Source organism: Pseudomonas sp. B16(2017) (assembly GCF_002113205.1).
GTDB lineage: Bacteria > Pseudomonadota > Gammaproteobacteria > Pseudomonadales > Pseudomonadaceae > Aquipseudomonas > Aquipseudomonas pharyngis.
Genome location: NZ_NEKA01000004.1, coordinates 214,504 through 233,456 on the forward strand (window position 1 = coordinate 214,504; position 18,953 = coordinate 233,456).

The 18,953-nt window shown below is 62.3% G+C and carries 16 protein-coding genes; 14 read left to right on the top strand and 2 right to left on the bottom strand.

All coding sequences use genetic code 11. From position 1 onward, the window contains the following. Window positions 1-193 precede the first annotated feature (193 nt). From CAG25_RS08535 to CAG25_RS08545, 3 genes are read left to right on the top strand one after another with little or no spacing between them, the layout of a single operon-like run. Window positions 194-1,207 carry an iron ABC transporter substrate-binding protein gene (locus tag CAG25_RS08535; protein ID WP_085610351.1) on the top strand — a complete coding sequence of 338 codons (1,014 nt, stop codon included), beginning with the start codon at window positions 194-196 and terminating at the stop codon, window positions 1,205-1,207. A 3-nt stretch (window positions 1,208-1,210) separates the two neighbouring features. Then, window positions 1,211-2,806 (top strand): iron ABC transporter permease, encoded by a 1,596-nt coding sequence (locus CAG25_RS08540; protein WP_085610678.1) that lies wholly within the window; start codon window positions 1,211-1,213, stop codon window positions 2,804-2,806. Further along, window positions 2,803-3,855, top strand: coding sequence for an ABC transporter ATP-binding protein (locus CAG25_RS08545; protein WP_085610352.1), 1,053 nt, complete (start codon window positions 2,803-2,805; stop codon window positions 3,853-3,855). The genes CAG25_RS08540 and CAG25_RS08545 overlap by 4 nt, the downstream gene beginning before the upstream one ends. On the opposite strand, the gene xerC is transcribed toward CAG25_RS08545, so the two are convergent. After that, window positions 3,856-4,746, bottom strand: coding sequence for a tyrosine recombinase XerC (gene xerC / locus CAG25_RS08550; protein WP_085610353.1), 891 nt, complete (start codon window positions 4,744-4,746; stop codon window positions 3,856-3,858). It lies immediately after the preceding gene. A 431-nt stretch (window positions 4,747-5,177) separates the two neighbouring features. On the opposite strand from xerC, the gene arnB reads away from it, so the two are divergent. Genes arnB through CAG25_RS08600 form a run of 10 tightly spaced genes read left to right on the top strand, consistent with a single transcriptional unit; the run spans window position 5,178 to window position 16,137 of the window. Next, window positions 5,178-6,326 carry a UDP-4-amino-4-deoxy-L-arabinose aminotransferase gene (gene arnB / locus CAG25_RS08555; RefSeq protein WP_085610354.1) on the top strand — a complete coding sequence of 383 codons (1,149 nt, stop codon included), beginning with the start codon at window positions 5,178-5,180 and terminating at the stop codon, window positions 6,324-6,326. Beyond that, window positions 6,323-7,345 carry an undecaprenyl-phosphate 4-deoxy-4-formamido-L-arabinose transferase gene (arnC, locus tag CAG25_RS08560; RefSeq protein WP_085610355.1) on the top strand — a complete coding sequence of 341 codons (1,023 nt, stop codon included), beginning with the start codon at window positions 6,323-6,325 and terminating at the stop codon, window positions 7,343-7,345. Before arnB ends, arnC begins: the two co-directional genes overlap by 4 nt. After that, a complete protein-coding gene (gene arnA / locus CAG25_RS08565) occupies window positions 7,342-9,333 on the top strand; it encodes a bifunctional UDP-4-amino-4-deoxy-L-arabinose formyltransferase/UDP-glucuronic acid oxidase ArnA (protein ID WP_085610356.1) in 1,992 nt (663 codons plus the stop codon). Before arnC ends, arnA begins: the two co-directional genes overlap by 4 nt. After that, a complete protein-coding gene (arnD, locus tag CAG25_RS08570) occupies window positions 9,333-10,217 on the top strand; it encodes a 4-deoxy-4-formamido-L-arabinose-phosphoundecaprenol deformylase (RefSeq protein WP_085610357.1) in 885 nt (294 codons plus the stop codon). The genes arnA and arnD overlap by 1 nt, the downstream gene beginning before the upstream one ends. Continuing rightward, window positions 10,214-11,863 carry a lipid IV(A) 4-amino-4-deoxy-L-arabinosyltransferase gene (gene arnT, locus CAG25_RS08575; protein WP_085610358.1) on the top strand — a complete coding sequence of 550 codons (1,650 nt, stop codon included), beginning with the start codon at window positions 10,214-10,216 and terminating at the stop codon, window positions 11,861-11,863. Before arnD ends, arnT begins: the two co-directional genes overlap by 4 nt. Then, window positions 11,860-12,204 (top strand): 4-amino-4-deoxy-L-arabinose-phosphoundecaprenol flippase subunit ArnE, encoded by a 345-nt coding sequence (arnE, locus tag CAG25_RS08580; RefSeq protein WP_085610359.1) that lies wholly within the window; start codon window positions 11,860-11,862, stop codon window positions 12,202-12,204. Before arnT ends, arnE begins: the two co-directional genes overlap by 4 nt. Then, a complete protein-coding gene (arnF, locus tag CAG25_RS08585; RefSeq protein WP_085610360.1) occupies window positions 12,201-12,605 on the top strand; it encodes a 4-amino-4-deoxy-L-arabinose-phosphoundecaprenol flippase subunit ArnF in 405 nt (134 codons plus the stop codon). Before arnE ends, arnF begins: the two co-directional genes overlap by 4 nt. Next, window positions 12,602-13,981: a UDP-glucose/GDP-mannose dehydrogenase family protein gene (locus CAG25_RS08590; protein WP_085610361.1), complete on the top strand. Its 1,380-nt coding sequence runs from the start codon at window positions 12,602-12,604 to the stop codon at window positions 13,979-13,981. The genes arnF and CAG25_RS08590 overlap by 4 nt, the downstream gene beginning before the upstream one ends. Then, on the top strand, window positions 13,954-15,573 hold the full coding sequence (locus CAG25_RS08595; RefSeq protein WP_178076438.1) for a glycosyltransferase family 39 protein: 1,620 nt from the start codon (window positions 13,954-13,956) through the stop codon (window positions 15,571-15,573). Before CAG25_RS08590 ends, CAG25_RS08595 begins: the two co-directional genes overlap by 28 nt. Before the next feature lie 36 nt (window positions 15,574-15,609). Next, entirely contained in the window at window positions 15,610-16,137 is a 528-nt protein-coding gene (locus tag CAG25_RS08600) for a GNAT family N-acetyltransferase (RefSeq protein ID WP_085610362.1), read from the top strand. On the opposite strand, the gene CAG25_RS08605 is transcribed toward CAG25_RS08600, so the two are convergent. Next, the gene (locus CAG25_RS08605) at window positions 16,121-17,086 is read right to left on the bottom strand and encodes a LysR family transcriptional regulator (protein ID WP_064596810.1); all 966 of its coding nucleotides are present in this window, start codon (window positions 17,084-17,086) and stop codon (window positions 16,121-16,123) included. The two genes, CAG25_RS08600 and CAG25_RS08605, sit on opposite strands and share 17 nt — an antisense overlap. 311 nt (window positions 17,087-17,397) lie before the next feature. On the opposite strand from CAG25_RS08605, the gene argH reads away from it, so the two are divergent. Further along, window positions 17,398-18,825 (top strand): argininosuccinate lyase, encoded by a 1,428-nt coding sequence (gene argH, locus CAG25_RS08610; protein ID WP_085610363.1) that lies wholly within the window; start codon window positions 17,398-17,400, stop codon window positions 18,823-18,825. Window positions 18,826-18,953 lie beyond the last annotated feature (128 nt).

Sequence of the window (18,953 nt, forward strand, 5' to 3'; positions counted from 1 at the left end):
CGCCGGGTCCTCCCGGCGTCCCCGCCAAGTGACTGCTAACCTGAATGGCAATGACATGTATTAACGGTTGTTTTGACGTTTTTTTCTCATTTGCCTCTCTACATTGCCAGCCAGCCAACATATGCAAATCATTCGCATTGAAACTCCCGCGAATGCTTGCCCATAACGTCTAAAAACAGGAGTTGCCCCCGCCATGAGTCCATCCCTTCCGTCCTTTCTGAAACAGGCCGCGCTGGCGACTGCGCTGCTCGCGGCCGGTCAGGTGTTTGCCGCCGACTCCGTCGGCCTTGTGGTCTACAACGCCCAGCACGAAACCCTGACCAAGGCATGGGTCGCCGGCTTCACCGAGGAAACCGGGATCCCGGTCACCGTGCGCAACGGCGACGACACGGAAATGGGCAACCAGATTGTCCAGGAAGGCGCGTCTTCTCCTGCCGACGTATTCCTGACGGAAAACTCCCCGGCCATGGTGCTGGTGGACAACGCCAAGCTGTTCGCGCCGGTGGCTCCGGCAACCCTTGAGCAAGTCGATGCGGCTTATCGCCCGGCCCACGGCCAATGGGTCGGTATCGCCGCGCGCTCCACGGTGTTCGTCTATAACCCGGCCAAACTGCCGGAAAAGGACCTGCCCAAATCCCTGATGGACCTCGCGACCCCGGCCTGGAAAGGTCGCTGGGCCGCGTCGCCTGCCGGTGCGGATTTCCAGGCCATCGTCGCCGCCGTGCTGGAACAGAAAGGCGAAGCCGCCACCCTCGAATGGCTCAAGGGCATGAAAGCCAACTTCACCGCCTATCGTGGCAACAGCTCGGTGCTCAAAGCGGTGAATGCCGGGCAAGTCGACAGCGGCGTGATCTATCACTATTACGCGTTCGTCGATCAGGCCAAGACCGGCGAAAACAGCAAGAACACTGCCCTGCACTACTTCAAGCATCAGGACCCGGGCGCGTTCGTGAGCATTTCCGGCGGCGGCGTGCTGGCTTCCAGCAAACACCAGGAGGAGGCGCAGAAATTCCTCCAGTACATCACCGGCAAACAAGGCCAGGAAGTGCTGCGCACCGGCAATTCCTTTGAATACGCCGTGGGCAAGGACACTGCTTCCAACCCAAAACTGGTGCCGTTGAAGGACCTGGACGCGCCGAAAGTCGATGCATCGAAGCTCGACAGCAAGAAAGCAGTCGAACTGATGACCCAGGCAGGACTGCTGTAATTGATGCCTGAAACGCTGCCTGCGGAGATCGCTGCGGCGCCCTCCGCCCATTTGTCACGCCGGACCCGCGCCCTCAATGGGCGCGGAAGTCCGTGGGTGGTCGTGCTGGCCATCGCGGTGTCGCTATTGTCGCTGCTGCCGATCGGTTTTGTGGTCGGCGTGTCGTGGTACACCGGCTGGGCGACCATCGAAGCCTTGATCTTCCGTCCGCGGGTCGCCGAGTTGCTGATCAACACTGTGTTGCTGGTACTGATCACGCTGCCGATCTGCATCGTGCTCGGCACCACCCTGGCCTGGCTGACCGAGCGCACCGATCTGCCGGGGCGACGGCTTTGGTCATTGCTGGCGGTGGCGCCGCTGGCGGTGCCGGCGTTCGTGCACAGCTACGCGTGGGTCAGCCTGATTCCGTCGATCAATGGATTACCGGCCGGGGTGCTGGTGTCGGTGATCGCCTATTTTCCGTTCCTCTATCTGCCGATTGCGGCGACGTTACGTCGTCTCGATCCGGCGATTGAAGACGTGGCCGAATCCCTCGGCCTGAAACCGTGGGCCGTGTTCTTCCGGGTGGTGCTGCCGCAATTACGGCTGGCGATCTGTGGCGGTGCGTTGCTGGTCGGCCTGCACTTGCTGGCCGAATATGGCCTGTACGCAATGATCCGTTTCGACACCTTCACCACGGCGATCTTCGACCAGTTCAAATCGACCTTTAACGGCCCGGCCGCCAACATGCTCGCCAGCGTTCTGGCGTTGTGCTGCCTGGCGATGCTGGTGGTGGAATCCGGCGCCCGTGGTCATGCGCGATACGCCCGCGTCGGCTCCGGCAGCGCTCGCGAACAACGCACCGTGCGCCTGCAACGACGCACTGCCGCGCTTGGATTGTGCCTGCAAGGCGTGACCTGCCTGCTGGCCCTCGGTGTGCCGATGCTGACGTTGGGCAAATGGCTGATCGCCGGCGGTGCCGAAGTCTGGCAAGGCGAAGAATTACTGCCGGCATTGCTTCAGACCCTGTCATTCGGCGTGGCCGGCGCGCTGTTGACCAGTCTGGCGGCAATCCCGATTGCCTGGCTGTCGATCCGGGCGCCCGGCACGCTGCAACGCCTGCTTGAGGGCTGCAATTACATCACCAGCGCATTGCCTGGAATTGTCGTGGCGCTGGCGCTGGTCACCGTGACCATCCATTTCGCCCGACCGATCTACCAGACCACCATCACCGTGCTGCTGGCCTACCTGCTGATGTTCCTGCCCCGCGCGCTGGTCAGCCTCCGCGCCGGGTTTGCACAGGCACCGGTGGAGCTGGAAAACATCGCACAAAGCCTCGGCCGTTCACCGTTGCGCGCCCTGTGGCTGATTACCTTGCGCCTTGCTGCACCCGGTGCGGCGGCGGGCGCGGCGCTGGTGTTTCTGGCGATCACCAATGAACTGACCGCGACCCTGCTGCTCGCGCCCAACGGCACGCGCACCCTGGCCACCGGTTTCTGGGCCATGACCAGCGAAATCGACTACGCCGCCGCAGCGCCTTACGCACTGCTGATGGTGCTGCTGTCGCTTCCGCTCACGGCCATCCTCTATCACCAATCCAGACGCAGTGCCGGCCGATGAACGCTCTCGACATCATCAATCTCAGCAAATCCTTCGGCGCACAGACGGCGCTGGACTCCATCAACCTGTCCGTCCCGACCGGCAGCCGCACGGTAATCGTCGGCCCTTCGGGCTCCGGCAAGACCACCCTGTTGCGGATGATCGCCGGGTTCGAATTCCCCGACACCGGCAGCCTGACGCTCAACGGCCAGACCCTGGTCGACCGCACCCACGCCGTGCCCGCGTATCAGCGGCAGATCGGTTACGTGCCGCAGGACGGCGCGCTGTTCCCGCACATGACCGTGGCCGACAACATCGGTTTCGGCTTGGCAGAAACCGGCAGCGCCAGAGCCGAACGTATTCAGGCGCTGATGGACAACGTCGCCCTGAACGCCGACATGGCCACACGCTGGCCCCACGAGTTGTCCGGCGGCCAACAGCAGCGGGTGTCCCTCGCCCGGGCACTGGCCCAACGTCCACGCCTGATGCTGCTCGACGAACCCTTTTCCGCCCTCGACACCGGCCTGCGCGGCGCCATGCGCAAAATGGTCGCGCGCCTGCTGGAGGATGCCGGCGTGACCACGATTCTGGTGACCCACGATCAGGGCGAAGCGCTGTCGTTCGCCGATCAGTTGGCGGTCATGCGTGACGGGCGTCTGGTGCAGTCGGGCCATCCGATGGACCTCTACCGCTACCCCAACGATGAGCAAACTGCGCATTTTCTCGGCGAAGCCGTGGTCATGCCCGCCCGGATCGAAGCCGGCTGGGCGCACTGCGACCTGGGCCGGGTGATGATCAACAGCAACGGGTTTTCCGGCGCCGCGCAGATCATGCTGCGGCCCGAGCAACTGCAACTCTCGGACATTCCCGCCGACCCGGACGGCTGCCACGCGGTGGTCACCGATCGGGACTTTGGCGGCAACGTCTGCACCCTGACGGTGGAGCTGCGCACGCAAGCCAGCCCCGGTCGCTCACTGCTGGTGCGCAGCTCCGGCATGCACGCGCCACCGGCCGGCAGCGCCGTGCAATTGTCCATTCTGGGGTCGGCCCACGTCTTTGCAACGCCCTGACTACAGGTCGAAGCGATCCACCGCGCGGCGCCGCTCGTTGTCGTCGCGCACGTCGTAGTTGGCGGTCGTCTGGATATTGCTGTGGTGGGCGAGCTTCTGGGCAATCGACAGGTCATGCTCCTCGATCACTCGGGTGATGAACGAACGGCGGAAATCATGAGGCATGATCTTCACCCCGACCTGGGTGCCGCGCTGGCGGGCGATGTAATAGATCGCGTGCTTGGTGATGCGCTCGCGGGTGATGTGGCTGCCACGGCGAATGCGGTTGAACAGAAACGCGTCGTCGCTCTCGCCTTCCTTGAGTTCCGAACGACGAAACTCCAGCCAGGCATTCAGTTTGGCGAACGCCCAGGCTGGCGCGTATTTGATCAGTTGTTTATTGCCCTTGGCAGTCACGCACAGACTGCGCTCGTTGAAATCGACCTGATTGAGATCCAGATCCACCGACTCCGACTTGCGCATGCCGGTGCCGTACAACAGCGCAATCACCGCCGCATCGCGCAAACCTTGTGGTCGCGGATCGGCCGCGCAGACTTCCATCAATTCTTGAATCAGCGTGCGCTTCAGATTGCGCCCCTGGGACAGTCGCGTGCCGGCAATGCCTTTGACCGAGCGCATCTTCAATAGATGTTCCTGGCTGATAAGACTCATGCGCCAGGCTTCATTCATTACACCGCGAATGGCGTTTACATACAGCGAAGAAGTATTCGGTGCGTAATTGTCGGCGCGCAATGCAGCGACTAATGCAACCACATCTTCCGGTTGCAGCGCATGCCAGGGAATTTCTTCGACGTTCATGTCTTCGAAACCGAGACGGTCGGCGGCATCTTGTAAAACGTACCGCATGGTGAGTTGGCTGGAGGGAGCCAGACGCGCCAGATACACGGTCATCGGGTTGGTTTTCAGGGGGGCGGGGGATGCAACGGGTAAGTCAATCAAACGTCGGGCCTTGAGTAAAAACAGTTCAACACAGCAACTAACAACTGCAACATTCTTAATATAAGGGGAACACTTCCGTAGGACTTTTCTACTAAAAACCGCGATAAACGGTAGAAGTCTGAACAGTGGCTGTATGGGTTTCAGATAAACGATTCGCCGACCGGTTTTTCATGTTCCTTTCACAAAAACGGGCATAACCTTAATTCCACTGAGTCCTGTGCCGGCGCCGCCCAAGCTGCCGGGCAATGCCTGAAAAGTCAACCGAACCCGACGTTATGTCGTCTTGGCAACTTATTGATGCAAAGGATTTTTTCGCGTCTACGCTTTGATTGGATCCAACCATTCAATGGATCTATTTCTTTTTTCTTTGCAATGAGGTGTGCATGAGTCAGGCGTTTCTCCCCTTCTCCCGCCCCAGTATCGGTGATGAAGAAATTGCCGCCGTGGAGCAAGTCCTGCGCTCCGGCTGGATCACCACCGGGCCGAAAAACCAGGCCCTAGAAGAACAGTTTGCCCAGTACGTCGGCAGTCGTCATGCCGTGGCACTTTCCTCGGCCACCGGTGCCATGCATGTAACGTTACTGGCGCTGGGAATCGGCCCCGGCGATGAAGTCATCACCCCGTCGCAGACCTGGGTGTCGACCGCCAACATGATCTCGCTGCTCGGCGCCACGCCGGTGTTCGTCGATGTCGACCGCGACACCCTGATGACCGACGCCGCGCGCATCGAAGCCGCCATCACCCCGCGCACCAAAGCAATCATTCCCGTGCATTACGCTGGCGCCGCGTTTGATCTCGACCCGCTCTACGCGCTGGCCGACAAGCATGGCATCGCCGTGATCGAAGACGCTGCCCACGCCGCTGGCACCCGCTACAAGGGTCGTCACGTCGGCTCGCAAGGCACCGCGATCTTCTCGTTCCACGCGATCAAGAACATGACCTGCGCCGAAGGCGCGATGTTTGTCACCGACGACGAAGCGCTGGCCAACCGCGTGCGCATGCTCAAGTTTCATGGCCTGGGCGTCGATGCCTACGACCGCCTGACCCACGGCCGCAAACCCCAGGCCCAGGTGATCGAGCCCGGATTCAAATACAACCTGGCCGACATCAACGCCGCGATTGCCCTGGTGCAGCTCGAGCGTCTGGACGCGATCAACGCCCGTCGCACCGAACTGGCCACGCAATACCTGCAAAAACTCGAAGGCCTGCCCGTGCAACCGCTGGCCGTGCCGCAATACGCCCAGCAGCACGCCTGGCACCTGTTCATCCTGCGTATCGACAGCGAACGTTGCGGCATGGACCGCGAAGCCTTCATGAAGGGTTTGCAGGATCAGGGCATCGGCACCGGCATCCACTTCATCGCCACCCACCTGCACACCTGGTATCGCCAGCGTGAGCCGCATCTGTCCCTGCCCGACACCGAGTGGAACTCGGCGCGGCTGTGCTCGATTCCCTTGTTTCCCGACATGACCGACCAGGATCTGGACCGGGTCGTCGGGGCCATTGAACACCTGATGGGGAAACGCCCGTGAGACCTTATCCGATTCATTGCGTGTCGATCGTCATCCCGGTCTACAACGAAGAAGACAGCCTGCCGGAACTGCTGCGTCGCACCGAAGCCGCCTGCAAGCAACTGCGTCATGATTACGAAATCGTGCTGGTCGACGACGGCAGCCGCGACGCCTCCGCGCAACTGCTCGAGGACGCTGCCTCGGTCGATGACAGCCCGTTTGTGGCCGTCATCCTCAACCGCAACTACGGCCAGCACGCGGCGATCATGGCCGGTTTCGAACAGTGCAAGGGCGACGTGGTGATCACCCTCGACGCCGATCTGCAGAACCCGCCGGAAGAAATCCCGCGACTGGTGGCCGAGGCCGAAAAGGGCTTTGACGTGGTCGGCACCGTGCGCGGCAACCGTCAGGATTCGGCGCTACGCCGTTATCCGTCGAAACTCATCAACCTCGCGGTGCAGCGCTCCACCGGCGTCGCCATGAGCGACTACGGCTGCATGCTGCGCGCGTACCGCCGCACCATCATCGACGCGATGCTCGCCTGCCGCGAACGCAGCACGTTCATTCCGATCCTCGCCAACAGCTTCGCCCGCCACACCACGGAAATCACCGTGGCCCACGCCGAGCGCGAACACGGTGATTCGAAATACAGCCCGATGCGTTTGATCAACCTGATGTTCGACCTGATCACCTGCATGACCACCACGCCGTTGCGCCTGCTGAGCATCGTCGGCTTCGCCATGGCCGGGCTCGGCGTGCTGTTCGCGGCGGCGCTGATCTTCATGCGCCTGGCGTTTGGCGCCGGATGGGCCGGCGATGGCCTGTTCGTACTGTTCGCCGTGCTGTTCGTGTTCACCGGCGGTCAGTTCATCGGCATGGGCCTGCTCGGCGAATACCTGGGCCGCATGTACAGCGACGTGCGCGCTCGTCCACGTTTCTTCATTGAAAAAGTCCTGCGCGGCCATCCCGCCACGCCGGCCCCCGCCATCACCGTTGACGGCCTCACTTCCAACTCCACGTCCGATCAGGTTCTCTCATGAGCGCAAAAACCGTTGTCTTCGCTTACCACGATATTGGCTGCGCCGGCATTCAAGCCCTGCTCGACAGTGGCTATGACATTGCGGCGGTATTTACCCATGCCGATGACCCGAAGGAGAACACCTTCTACGCCTCTGTTGCACAACTGTGCGCCAACAAAGGCATCGCGGTTCACGCACCGGAAGACGCCAACCATCCGCTGTGGATCGAGCGGATCGCCAAGCTCGACCCGGATTACATCTTCTCGTTCTACTACCGCAACCTGCTGAGCGAGCCGCTGCTGGCGCTGGCCAAAAAAGGCGCGTTCAACCTGCACGGCTCCTTGTTGCCGCGCTACCGTGGCCGCGCGCCGGCCAACTGGGTGCTGGTCAACGGCGAAACCGAAACCGGTGTCACCCTGCACCGTATGGTCAAACGCGCCGACGCCGGCGCCATCCTCGCCCAACAACGTGTAGCCATCGAACGCAGCGACACCGCGCTGAGCCTGCACGGCAAACTGCGCACGGCCGCCAGCAACCTGCTGCGCGACGCGCTGCCGGCGATGCTTCAGGGCAAGATCACCGAGACCCCTCAAGACGAATCCAAAGCCACCGTGTTCGGTCGCCGTACCCCCGCGGACGGCAAACTGGTCTGGGCGCAACCGGCCGAGCAACTGTTCAACCTGGTGCGGGCCGTGACTCAGCCCTACCCCGGCGCCTTTTGCGCCGTGGGCGAGCACAAGCTGATCGTGTGGAGCGCCGACGTGGTCAAGGGCAACGAAGGCCAGGCGCCGGGCCGGGTCATCAGCGTCAATCCGCTGCGCATCGCCTGCGGTGAAGATTCGCTGGTGATCAACGCCGGCCAGCGCAACGACAACGGCCTGTACCTGAACGGCCCGCAACTGGCCAATGAACTGGGTCTGGTGGACGGCTCGCTGCTGCGCGGTGCCGAATCCGGCCGTGGCCCGCGCCGTACACGGGTGCTGATCCTTGGCGTCAATGGCTTCATCGGCAACCATTTGTCCGAGCGCCTGCTGCGTGACGAGCGCTACGAAGTCTATGGCCTGGACATCGGCTCCGACGCCATCGACCGCCTGCGCAGCCACCCGCGTTTTCACTTCGTCGAAGGTGACATCAGCATTCACTCGGAGTGGATCGAGTACCACATCAAGAAATGCGACGTTGTGCTGCCGCTGGTGGCCATCGCCACGCCGATCGAATACACGCGCAACCCGCTGCGGGTGTTCGAGCTCGACTTCGAAGAAAACCTGAAACTGGTGCGCTACTGCGTCAAGTACAACAAGCGCGTGATTTTCCCGTCGACCTCGGAAGTCTATGGCATGTGCCAGGACAAGCACTTCGACGAGGACAGCTCGAACCTGATCGTCGGCCCGATCAATAAACAGCGCTGGATCTACTCGGTGTCCAAGCAACTGCTGGACCGGGTGATCTGGGCCTACGGCGCCAAGGGCCTGAACTTCACCCTGTTCCGCCCCTTCAACTGGATGGGCCCACGGCTGGATCGCCTCGATTCGGCGCGCATCGGCAGCTCCCGCGCCATCACCCAGTTGATCCTCAATCTGGTGGAAGGCACGCCGATCCGCCTGTTCGACGGCGGCGAGCAGAAACGCTGCTTCACCGATATCGCCGACGGCGTCGAGGCGCTGGCGCGGATCATCGATAACGACAACGACGTCTGCAACGGCCAGATCATCAACATCGGCAACCCGGACAACGAGGCCAGCATCCGCCAGTTGGGCGAAGAGTTGCTGCGTCAGTTCGAGGCTCATCCGCTGCGTTCCAACTTCCCGCCGTTCGCCGGTTTCCGCGACGTGGAAAGCAAGGCGTTCTACGGCGCCGGTTATCAGGATGTCGAGCACCGCAAACCAAGCATTGCCAACGCCAAGCGCCTGCTGGACTGGACGCCGACCGTGGAAATGCGCGAGACCATCGGCAACACGCTGGATTTCTTCCTGCGTGAGGCCATGGCCGAAATCGAGAGCAAGCGCTGATGCAGGCCGGTTTGCGCATCGACGTCGACACCTTTCGCGGCACCCGTGAAGGCGTGCCGCGTCTGCTCGACATCCTCGACGAGGCGCAGATCAAGGCGACATTTTTCTTCAGTGTCGGCCCGGACAACATGGGCCGGCATCTGTGGCGCCTGATCCGTCCGCAGTTCCTGTGGAAGATGCTGCGTTCCAACGCCGCCGGCCTGTACGGCTGGGACATCCTGCTGGCCGGCACGGCCTGGCCGGGCAAGCCGATCGGCCGCGACCTCGGGCACCTGATGCGTCAGGCCCGGGCCGCCGGCCACGAGGTTGGCCTGCACGCCTGGGATCACCACGGCTGGCAGGCCAATGCCGGGCGCTGGAGCAATGCGCAACTGGTCGAGCAGATCCGCCAGGGCGTCGACATCTTGGGCGACATCCTTGGCGAAAAGGTCACATGCTCGGCCGCCGCCGGTTGGCGTGCAGACGAGCGTGTGATCGAAGCCAAACAGGCCTTCGGCTTTCGCTACAACAGCGATTGCCGTGGGCAACGGCTGTTTCGCCCATTGCTGTCCGACGGCTCGGTCGGTGCGCCGCAGATTCCGGTGGACTTGCCGACCTTCGATGAAGTGGTCGGGCCGAGCGTGGCGGCGAAGGATTTCAACGCCTTCATCCTCGACCGGTTCCGCCCGGACAACCTCAACGTCTACACCATTCACGCCGAAGTAGAAGGGATTCTGATGGCCGAAGATTTTCGTCGACTGCTGGCCGACGCACGCCAGCGAAACATCAACTTTCAACCGCTGGGCGACTTGCTGCCCGAGTTTCTCAACACCCTGCCCGTCGGCCGTGTGCAACGCGGTGCCCTCGAAGGCCGCGAAGGCTGGCTGGGAGTGCAAGGCGCATGAGCAAACGCTGGGCATTGCCGCTGTTGCTGGGGATTTTCCTGCTGGCCTATCTGTTGCCGTTGGGCAGCCACGGTTTGTGGATTCCCGATGAAACCCGTTATGCGCAAATCAGCCAGGAAATGCTGCTGAGCGGCAACTGGGTATCGCCGCATTTCATGAGCCTGCGTTACTTCGAAAAACCGGCAGCCGGTTACTGGATGATCGCCCTCGGGCAGGCCGTGTTCGGCCAGAACCTGTTCGGCGTGCGGTTTGCTTCGGCCCTGAGCACCGGGTTGAGCGTGCTGCTGTGCTTCCTCATCGCCCGCCGTTTGTGGAACGACCCGCGCAAAAGCTTCGTCTGCGCCCTGCTCTACATGAGTTTCGTCATCGTCGCCGGCCAGGCCGGTTACGCCAACCTCGATCCGCAGTTCACTTTCTGGGTCAACCTGAGTCTGGTGGCGCTGTGGTTTGCCCTCGACAGCCGTTCCAATGGTCAGCGCACGGCCGGTTGGGCGGTGCTGGGCCTGGCGTGCGGCATGGGCTTCATGACCAAGGGGTTTCTCGCCTGGCTGTTGCCGGTGCTGATCGCGTTGCCGTGGATGCTCTGGCAAAAGCGCTGGAAGGAATTGCTGCTTTACGGCCCGGTGGCCGTCGCGGTGGCGATCATCGTCAGCCTGCCGTGGATGCTGGCAGTGCACGGTCAGGAACCGGATTACTGGCGGTTCTTCTTCTGGCACGAACACATCCGCCGGTTTGCCGGCGACGATGCCCAGCATGACGCGCCGTGGTGGTTCTACCTGCCGCTGCTGGTGGCCTTCAGTCTGCCGTGGGTCGGGATGTTGCCGGTCGCATTCAAGCAGGCATGGCAGACCCGCCGCGAAACCGGCATCGCGTTTCTCGGGCTGTGGCTGCTGATGCCGCTGCTGTTCTTCAGCCTGAGCAACGGCAAGCTGCCGACCTACATTCTGCCGTGCCTGCTGCCGCTGGCCTTGCTGCTGGGCCACGCGCTGGCCGATCGCTTGCGTCTGGAGCACGGCCGGGCGCTGGGTCTCAATGGCCTGCTGAACCTGTTGCTGGGCATCGTCACGCTGATCGGGCTGGTTTACGTGCAGCTCAAGCGTCCGCTGTACGACCACGAATTGCACAGTCTGGTGTTGGTGTTCATCGCCCTGACCGGTTGGATCATCAGCAACCTGCTGCAGGCCTTCCGCCCGTTGCAATGCTGGGCGGCGCCGGCAGTGGGCAGCCTGCTGCTGATCGCATTGCTGCCGGCGGCACTGCCCAAATCGGTGGTCGCCAACAAGATGCCTGACCAGTTCGTCCTCGCCCACCAGACGGAACTGGCGACCACTACGCACCTGTTGAGCAACGACCTGGGCGCCGCGTCGGCCCTGTCCTGGCGCCTCAAACGCCCGCAGGTGGCGCTGTACAACACGATAGGCGAATTGAAATATGGCCTTGCCTATCCTGACGGCATTCACCAACGGGTCGACCCCGATCAGGTGCAACAGTGGATGCGCGAAGCCCGCAGGACCGGTGCGGTCGGCGTGGTGATGCGGGTCAAGGGGCAAGACGAACTGGACGAACTCGACAGATTGCCCAAGGACGGCGTTCGTTATGAGCAAGGCAACCTCGTGATCATGATTCTTCCGCAGGAGGCGTCATGAGCCTGTGGCTGCTGCTGCTCGCCTGCCTGCTGACCTGCCTGGGCCAGGTCGCGCAGAAATTCGCCGTCGAGAGCTGGCGCGGCGCAAGCCTGTCGTGGTCGCGGAAAGTACGCTCGCCGTGGCTGTGGCTGGCCCTGTTCGCCCTTGGCGCCGGTCTGCTGGTGTGGCTGCTGGTGTTGCAGCGCCTGCCCGTTGGCATCGCCTACCCGATGCTCAGCCTCAATTTCGTGATCATCACCCTGATCGCCCGCTTCGCATTCAAGGAGCCCGTCGACGTTCAGCACTGGTTCGGCGTGTTGCTGGTGATTGGTGGCGTGGCGCTATTGGGGCAACAGTCATGAACTCACGTCGTGGAATCGTCTTCGCCCTTGCCAGTGTGCTGCTGGTCAGCGTGGCGCAATTGAGCATGCGCTGGAGCATGACGCGCCTGCCCCGGCCGGATCAGTGGTTGGCCATGCCCAGCGTCGATTCAAACGCGCTGGCCGTGGTGCTCGCGGCGATCTTCGCCTATGCGCTGTCGATGCTCTGCTGGCTCGCCGCCCTGCGCGATCTGCCGCTGGGCCGGGCCTATTCGCTGCTGAGCATCAGCTACGCGCTGGTGTACCTGCTGGCGGCCAGCCTGCCGCTGTTCAACGAATCCTTCAGTTTCTCTAAATCACTGGGTGTGGCGCTGGTCATGCTCGGGGTCATCACCATCAACACTCGTCCGGCCCGTGCGCCCGAATTGAGGAGTTCGCCATGAAAATCACAGTGTTTGGTAGCGGTTATGTCGGCCTGGTGCAGGCCGCCGTGCTGGCCGAGGTCGGCCATGACGTGGTGTGCATGGACATCGATGAGAAAAAAGTCGAACTGTTGCGCCAGGGCCACGTCAGCATCTTCGAGCCGGGGCTGGCCAGTCTGGTCCGCGAAGGCCTGGACGCCGGACGCCTGCAATTCACCTGCGATGAAAAACTCGCGGTGCAGCACGGCAAGGTCGCGTTCATTGCCGTTGGCACCCCGTCGAAAGAAGACGGTTCGGCCGACCTGCGTTACGTGCTGTCGGTGGGTGACGCGGTGGCCCGGCACCGTGAACAGCCGCTGATTCTGGTGGAAAAATCCACCGTACCCGTCGGCACCGGCGACACCCTGCGCACGCACCTGGACAAAGCACTGGTCAAGGCTGGACGCCTGCTGCAGTTCGATATCGTCTCCAACCCGGAATTTCTCAAGGAAGGCTCGGCGGTCGCCGATTGCCGCCGCCCCGACCGGATCGTCATCGGCTGCGAACGCGAAGAAGTACGCGACGTGATGCGCGACCTGTACTCGCCGTTCAACCGCAACCACGACCGCATCATGTTCATGGACCTGCGCAGCGCCGAGCTGACCAAGTACGCCGCCAACTGCATGCTGGCGACCAAGATCAGCTTCATCAACCAGATCGCCGAACTGGCCGAACACCTTGGCGCGGACATCGAATCGGTGCGCCAGGGCATCGGCGCCGACAGCCGCATCGGCTACCACTTCATCTACCCCGGTTGCGGTTACGGCGGTTCGTGCTTCCCGAAAGACATGCGCGCGCTGATCCACAGCGCCGAAGAGGCGCACTGCTCCAGCGACTTGCTGCAAGCGGTGGAAGCGATCAACCAGCGGCAAAAACACAAGCTGTTCGAACGCATCAACGCGTTCTACAAGGGCGAACTGCGCGGCAAGACCTTCGCCGTTTGGGGCCTGGCCTTCAAACCCAACACCGACGACATGCGCGACGCGCCGAGCCGGGTCCTGCTCGAATCGCTGTGGGCCGCCGGCGCCAATGTGCGCGCGTTCGATCCGGAAGCGATGCAGGAAACCCAGCATCTGTACCCGGACGAATCAAAACTGATGCTGATGGGCACCCCGGAATCGGTACTCGCCGGTTCCGATGCGCTGATCATCTGCACCGAATGGCAGCAGTTCAAGGCGCCGGATTTCGACCTGATCCAACAACGTCTCAAGGCCCCGGTGATCTTCGACGGTCGCAACCTGTACGACGCCGAACGCCTGGCCCGCAACGGCTTCCATTACTTCCCGATGGGCCGTGGCGAATCGCGCACCTTGCCGATTCCGTTGCAGCAATGGCCGCACGCTTCGGACGTGGCTTGATCGCGCTGTCTCCCGCCCGGCGCCGGCAGTCCCTGATCGCAGGGCTGCTGGCGTTTCTGCTGTTCATCGCCGGCGTGTACGGGCAGGCACCCATCGGTTTCGACTCGCGCTTCGTGTTGTTCGCCCAGGAAATGCTGCGCCACGGGCCCAGTGTATTTCCCACCACTTACGGTGAGCCGTACGCCGATTATTCGGCGCTCTCGACGCTGTTCATCTGGCTGTTGTCGCTGCCGGTCGGGACGGTCAACAGCCTGACGGCGTGGCTGCCGAGCGCTTTCGCCGGCGCGGTGATCGTGACGTTGATGTATCGCTTGCTCGCGCCTTCGTCCGTGCGTTGGGCGGTGGTCAGCATCGCGCTGCTGATGCTCACCAGCACCTTCATCACCGAGACCCGCGCGGTGTCGCAGGACCTGATGCTCGCCGCCGTGGCGTTATCGGTGTTCTACCTCGGTTATGCCCATGACCATTTCGCTGCCGGTCGGCGCTGGCCGCTGGTGTTCGTTCTGTTGCTGCTGGGGTTCGGCATTCGCGGGCCGATCGGGCTGGTGGTGCCGACCGGCATGCTCTGCAGTTACTACCTGCTGGATCGCCAATGGTCACGCTTGTTGACCTTCGGCGTGCTGGCTTCGCTGCTGCTGGCGGCCTGCGTCGGGCTATTGTTGTGGCTGGCGGAGGTCAGCGGTGGACCGGCGTTTCGTCAGGACGTGATCCGCATGCAGTTCATGGGGCGCATGGACGGCAGCGAAGGCGTCAGCGGTTCGCTGTATTACTTCACCAGCTCACTGGGCAACTACGCGCTGGCGTATCCGCTGGCACTGCTCGCGCTGGCGGCGGAATGGCTGAGCAAGCCCCGGCAACGCGGCCCGGCTTTGCGACTGGTGCAGTACTTCGCCGCTGCGGGGTTGATCGTGATGGTCGGGCTGTCGATTCCCCAGGCGAAAAAGGCCCGTTACCTGCTGCCGATGTTGCCCATGGCGGCGATCATTGCGGCGTACCCGTTTCAGGTGCTGCATGGCCGGGTGTTTGCCTGGCTGCGTGTCGGCATGCAGGGGCTGTGGTTGTTGATTCCCGCGTTGTTGATCGCTTTGTTGTGGGTGGCGAAGCGGCGGTTTCCCGAGTCGTTGACCGACCTGACACTGGTAATGATCGTGCTGGGATTGCTGCAACTGGCCGCGTTGTCGCGGTTGTGGCTACCGCGCTGGCGAACCGAAGTCCTCGCGTTCTGCGCCGTGCTGGCGGTCTGGGCGGCGTACGCACTGGTGTTCGAGCCGGTGGAGCGCCAGCTCTATGACACGCGAGCCTTCAGCCAGGCGGCACTGGCGCGGATCCACGAGCACCCCGCGCCGCTGGTGCTGCACGGCATGGGCAAGGACGCCAAGGCGATCAAGTTCATGGTCAACGTCGAGCAGGATCTGCAACCGCTGTTCACTGAAACCACGCAAGCGCTCGAAGCACTCAAAGGGCCGGCATGGTTGATGATGGATCGCAGCGACTATCAAGCCCTGCAAGGCACGTCGCTCGGGGCGTTGCAGCCGATATTGAGCGGCCGTTTCGACAAAAACGATTATGTGTTGCTGTGGCTGACGCCTTAACCTGCGCGACGTGATTTCCACAGGGACCGCTGACTGATGACCTTTACCGTGCGACAGGCCCTTGCAGCCGATGCCATTGCCCTCCCCACCATCGAGCGTTCGGCCGCCGCGCTGTTTCGCCTCGACTCTTCACTGGCCTGGCTGGCGGATGCCGCCGTGCCGCAGCCCTTTGAGCATTTACCGGCCATTGAACGGGGCGAACTGTGGGTGGCGCAAAACAACGACGGGCAACTTGCAGGTTTTTTAAGGGCGGTGACGGTCGACCAACAGTTGCACATTGAGGAACTGTCCGTCAGCCAACACTTTCAGGGCCGGGGTGTCGGTCGCAAGTTGCTGTTGGCGGCGATTGAACAGGCACGTCTGTGGCAACTTCGGGCGGTGACGCTGACGACCTTTCGCGATCTGCCGTGGAATGCGCCGTTCTATCAACGCATGGGTTTTGCGCTATTGAACGCCGAGGAAAAGGACGCGCGTCTGAACCATGTATTGCGCGATGAAATCGCTCACGGATTGCCCGGCGAGCGACGTTGCGCCATGCGCCTGATCCTCACGCCGTCGCCTTGAGATCAACCCCCAGCGCCTGGGCGAACGCCTTGACCAACGGACTGCGCACGGTGTTGTGGCGCAGGATCAAATTGAACGGCGTGACGAAGTGGATCAGTTCCGGGCACACCGCGCGAAACTGCCCGGCGGCCACCAGCGTGGCGGCGTAGTGTTGCGGTAGAAAGCCCACGAAACGCCCGGTCTTGATCAACAATGCCACCGCTTCGACCTGGGTCGCCGAGGCGGAAAAACTGTCGTAGCGGGCGAAGTTGAGCTTGTCGCGATGGATCGCGTAGCGGTGGTTGATGCACTCGTAATCCTGCAGCACGTTGCCGCCCATCTGCTCCGTCGGCATCTCGAACAACGGATGGCCGACGGCGCAGTAAGCCTGCGAGCGTTCTTCATAGAGCGGGTAATAATCGAACTCTTCGCGCTTTTGATAAACCGGGACTATTCCAGCAACTAAGCGACCTTCCACCACGCCTCTTTCCACTTCATCCAGCTGGGTCGCCTGAAGTTGAAACCTTACTTTCGGTGAATGCTCATTTATCTTTCTAAGCGCGGCAACTAACGGTGAATTATCGTCGCTAATCGTATTGTCGATCACCCCCACTCCGAGATCGCCGATAAGTTCGTTCTGCGCCGAACTAAGCCGGTCACGAAAGTTGTCGACCGAAGCAAACAGATCAATCGACGCCTGATACACCAGACGCCCTTCTTCGGTCAGGTGAAACCCCTCGCGGCCACGGGTGCACAGGCGCATGCCGATGCGGATTTCCAGGTCGGAGATCTGTTTGCTGATCGCGGCCAGGCCCACATTCAGCTCGTTTTGCGCCGCGCTGAAGCCGCCGGCCTCGACCACCGCCTTGAACACCTTGAGCAGTTTGAAATCCAGTCCGCTGAGGGCCAAAGGTGCCCGGTGAGCGGTTTTGACCGGTGGGTTTCCGGAATTGGAAAGTGGGGTTTCCATAATGCTGATTTACCTCTGGCGCAATGTTCAACAATCTGTGTCCAACAACAAAAACATCGCCGGCTAATAATAATGATCACAGAAAACCAGCCTTGGCAACCGCCAGAAAATCCCGAACATCAGTGCCAACTCACTGATCGCCAAACATTAAAAGCTGACACTTCGATCAGCTCTTGTCTCTTGCAACTGCCCTCTTGAAAACTGCTTTGGCCTGATTCTGTCTGCCGCTTCTGTCCACTAATTGGCCGGCACGATTTTTCAGGGCCCGGCACACCGATTTCAGTTCGCGTTACCGACGAGGAAAACAACAAATGTCTCAAACCACCGACCGTCTCTGGGGTGCCCGTTTCAAAAGCGGCCCGTCCGCAGCCCTGGCGGCCCTGTCCCGTTGCCCCGAGCGCTATTTCCGCCTGACGCCGTACGATCTGGCCGGCTCCAAGGCCCACGCCGGGGAACTGCAACGTGCCGGCCTGCTCGACGAGCAGGAAACCCGCACGATGATCGAAGCCCTGGACGGCATCGGTGCCGATTTCGCCGCCGGGCGCATCGCCCCGACCCTGGACGACGAAGACGTTCACACCTTCATCGAACGCCTGCTGACCGAACGCCTCGGCGCACTGGGCGGCAAGCTGCGCGCCGGCCGTTCGCGCAACGACCAGACCGCCAACGACCTGCGCCTGTTCCTGCGTGATCATGTCCGCACCCTGGCCGTGGAAGTGCTGGCCCTGCAAACGGCGCTGGTGGATCAGGCCGAGCAGCACGTCGAAAGCATCTGCCCGGGTTTCACTCACTTGCAGCAGGCGCAACCGATCGTGTTCGCCCATCACCTGCTGGCCCACGCGCAATCGATGTTGCGTGACGTGCAACGCCTGGTGGATTGGGACGCGCGCACCTCGCTGTCGCCCCTCGGCGCAGCAGCCATGGCCGGTTCCGCGATCGCTCGCCAGCCGCAGCAATCGGCCAGGGAAATGGGCTACACCGGGGTCTGCGAAAACTCCATCGACGCCGTGGCCAGCCGCGATCACGTCGCCGAATTCCTATTCATCGCCAGCATGCTCGGGATCAACATCTCGCGTCTGGCCGAAGAGTTCTGCCTGTGGTCGTCGCGCCAGTTCCGCTGGGTCGATCTGGACGACGCCTACGCCACCGGCAGCTCGATCATGCCGCAGAAGAAAAACCCCGACATCGCCGAACTGGCCCGGGGCAAGGCTGGCCGTCTGATCGGCAACCTGACCGGCCTGCTGTCGACGCTCAAATCTCTGCCGCTGTCCTACAACCGCGACTTGAGCGAAGACAAGAACGGCGTGCTCGACAGCGTCGACACCCTGCTGCTGGTACTGCCGGCCATGGCCGGGATGGTCGCGACCATGACCGTCAACGTCGAGGAACTGCGGCGTCAGGCACCGCTGGGTTTCACCCTCGCCACCGAAGTCGCCGACTGGCTGGCGGTGCGCGGCGTGCCGTTCAAGGAAGCCCACGAAATCACCGGCGCGCTGGTGCAGGCCTGCGAGAAACACGGCATCGAACTGTGGGAAGCCTCGCCGGCGCTGCTGGCCGAGATCGACCCGCGCCTCACGGCAGACGTGCGTGACAGCCTGACCCTGGAGGCCGCCATCGCTGCCCGCAGCGGCTGGGGCGGCACCGCACCGCAACAGGTGCGCGAGCAGATCGGCCGCCTGAAAACCGCCCTCGCCGCACAGCAACAGTGGACCGAAAACTACCAGGGCTTCCGCCTCTAACGGCCAATACGCAAACCCTGTAGGAGCGAGCCTGCTCGCGATGGCGATGGATCAGCCAGCAGAGATGTCGAGAGTGCTGCCGCAATCGCGAGCAGGCTCGCTCCCACAGTGGAATGCGGTGGATTTGA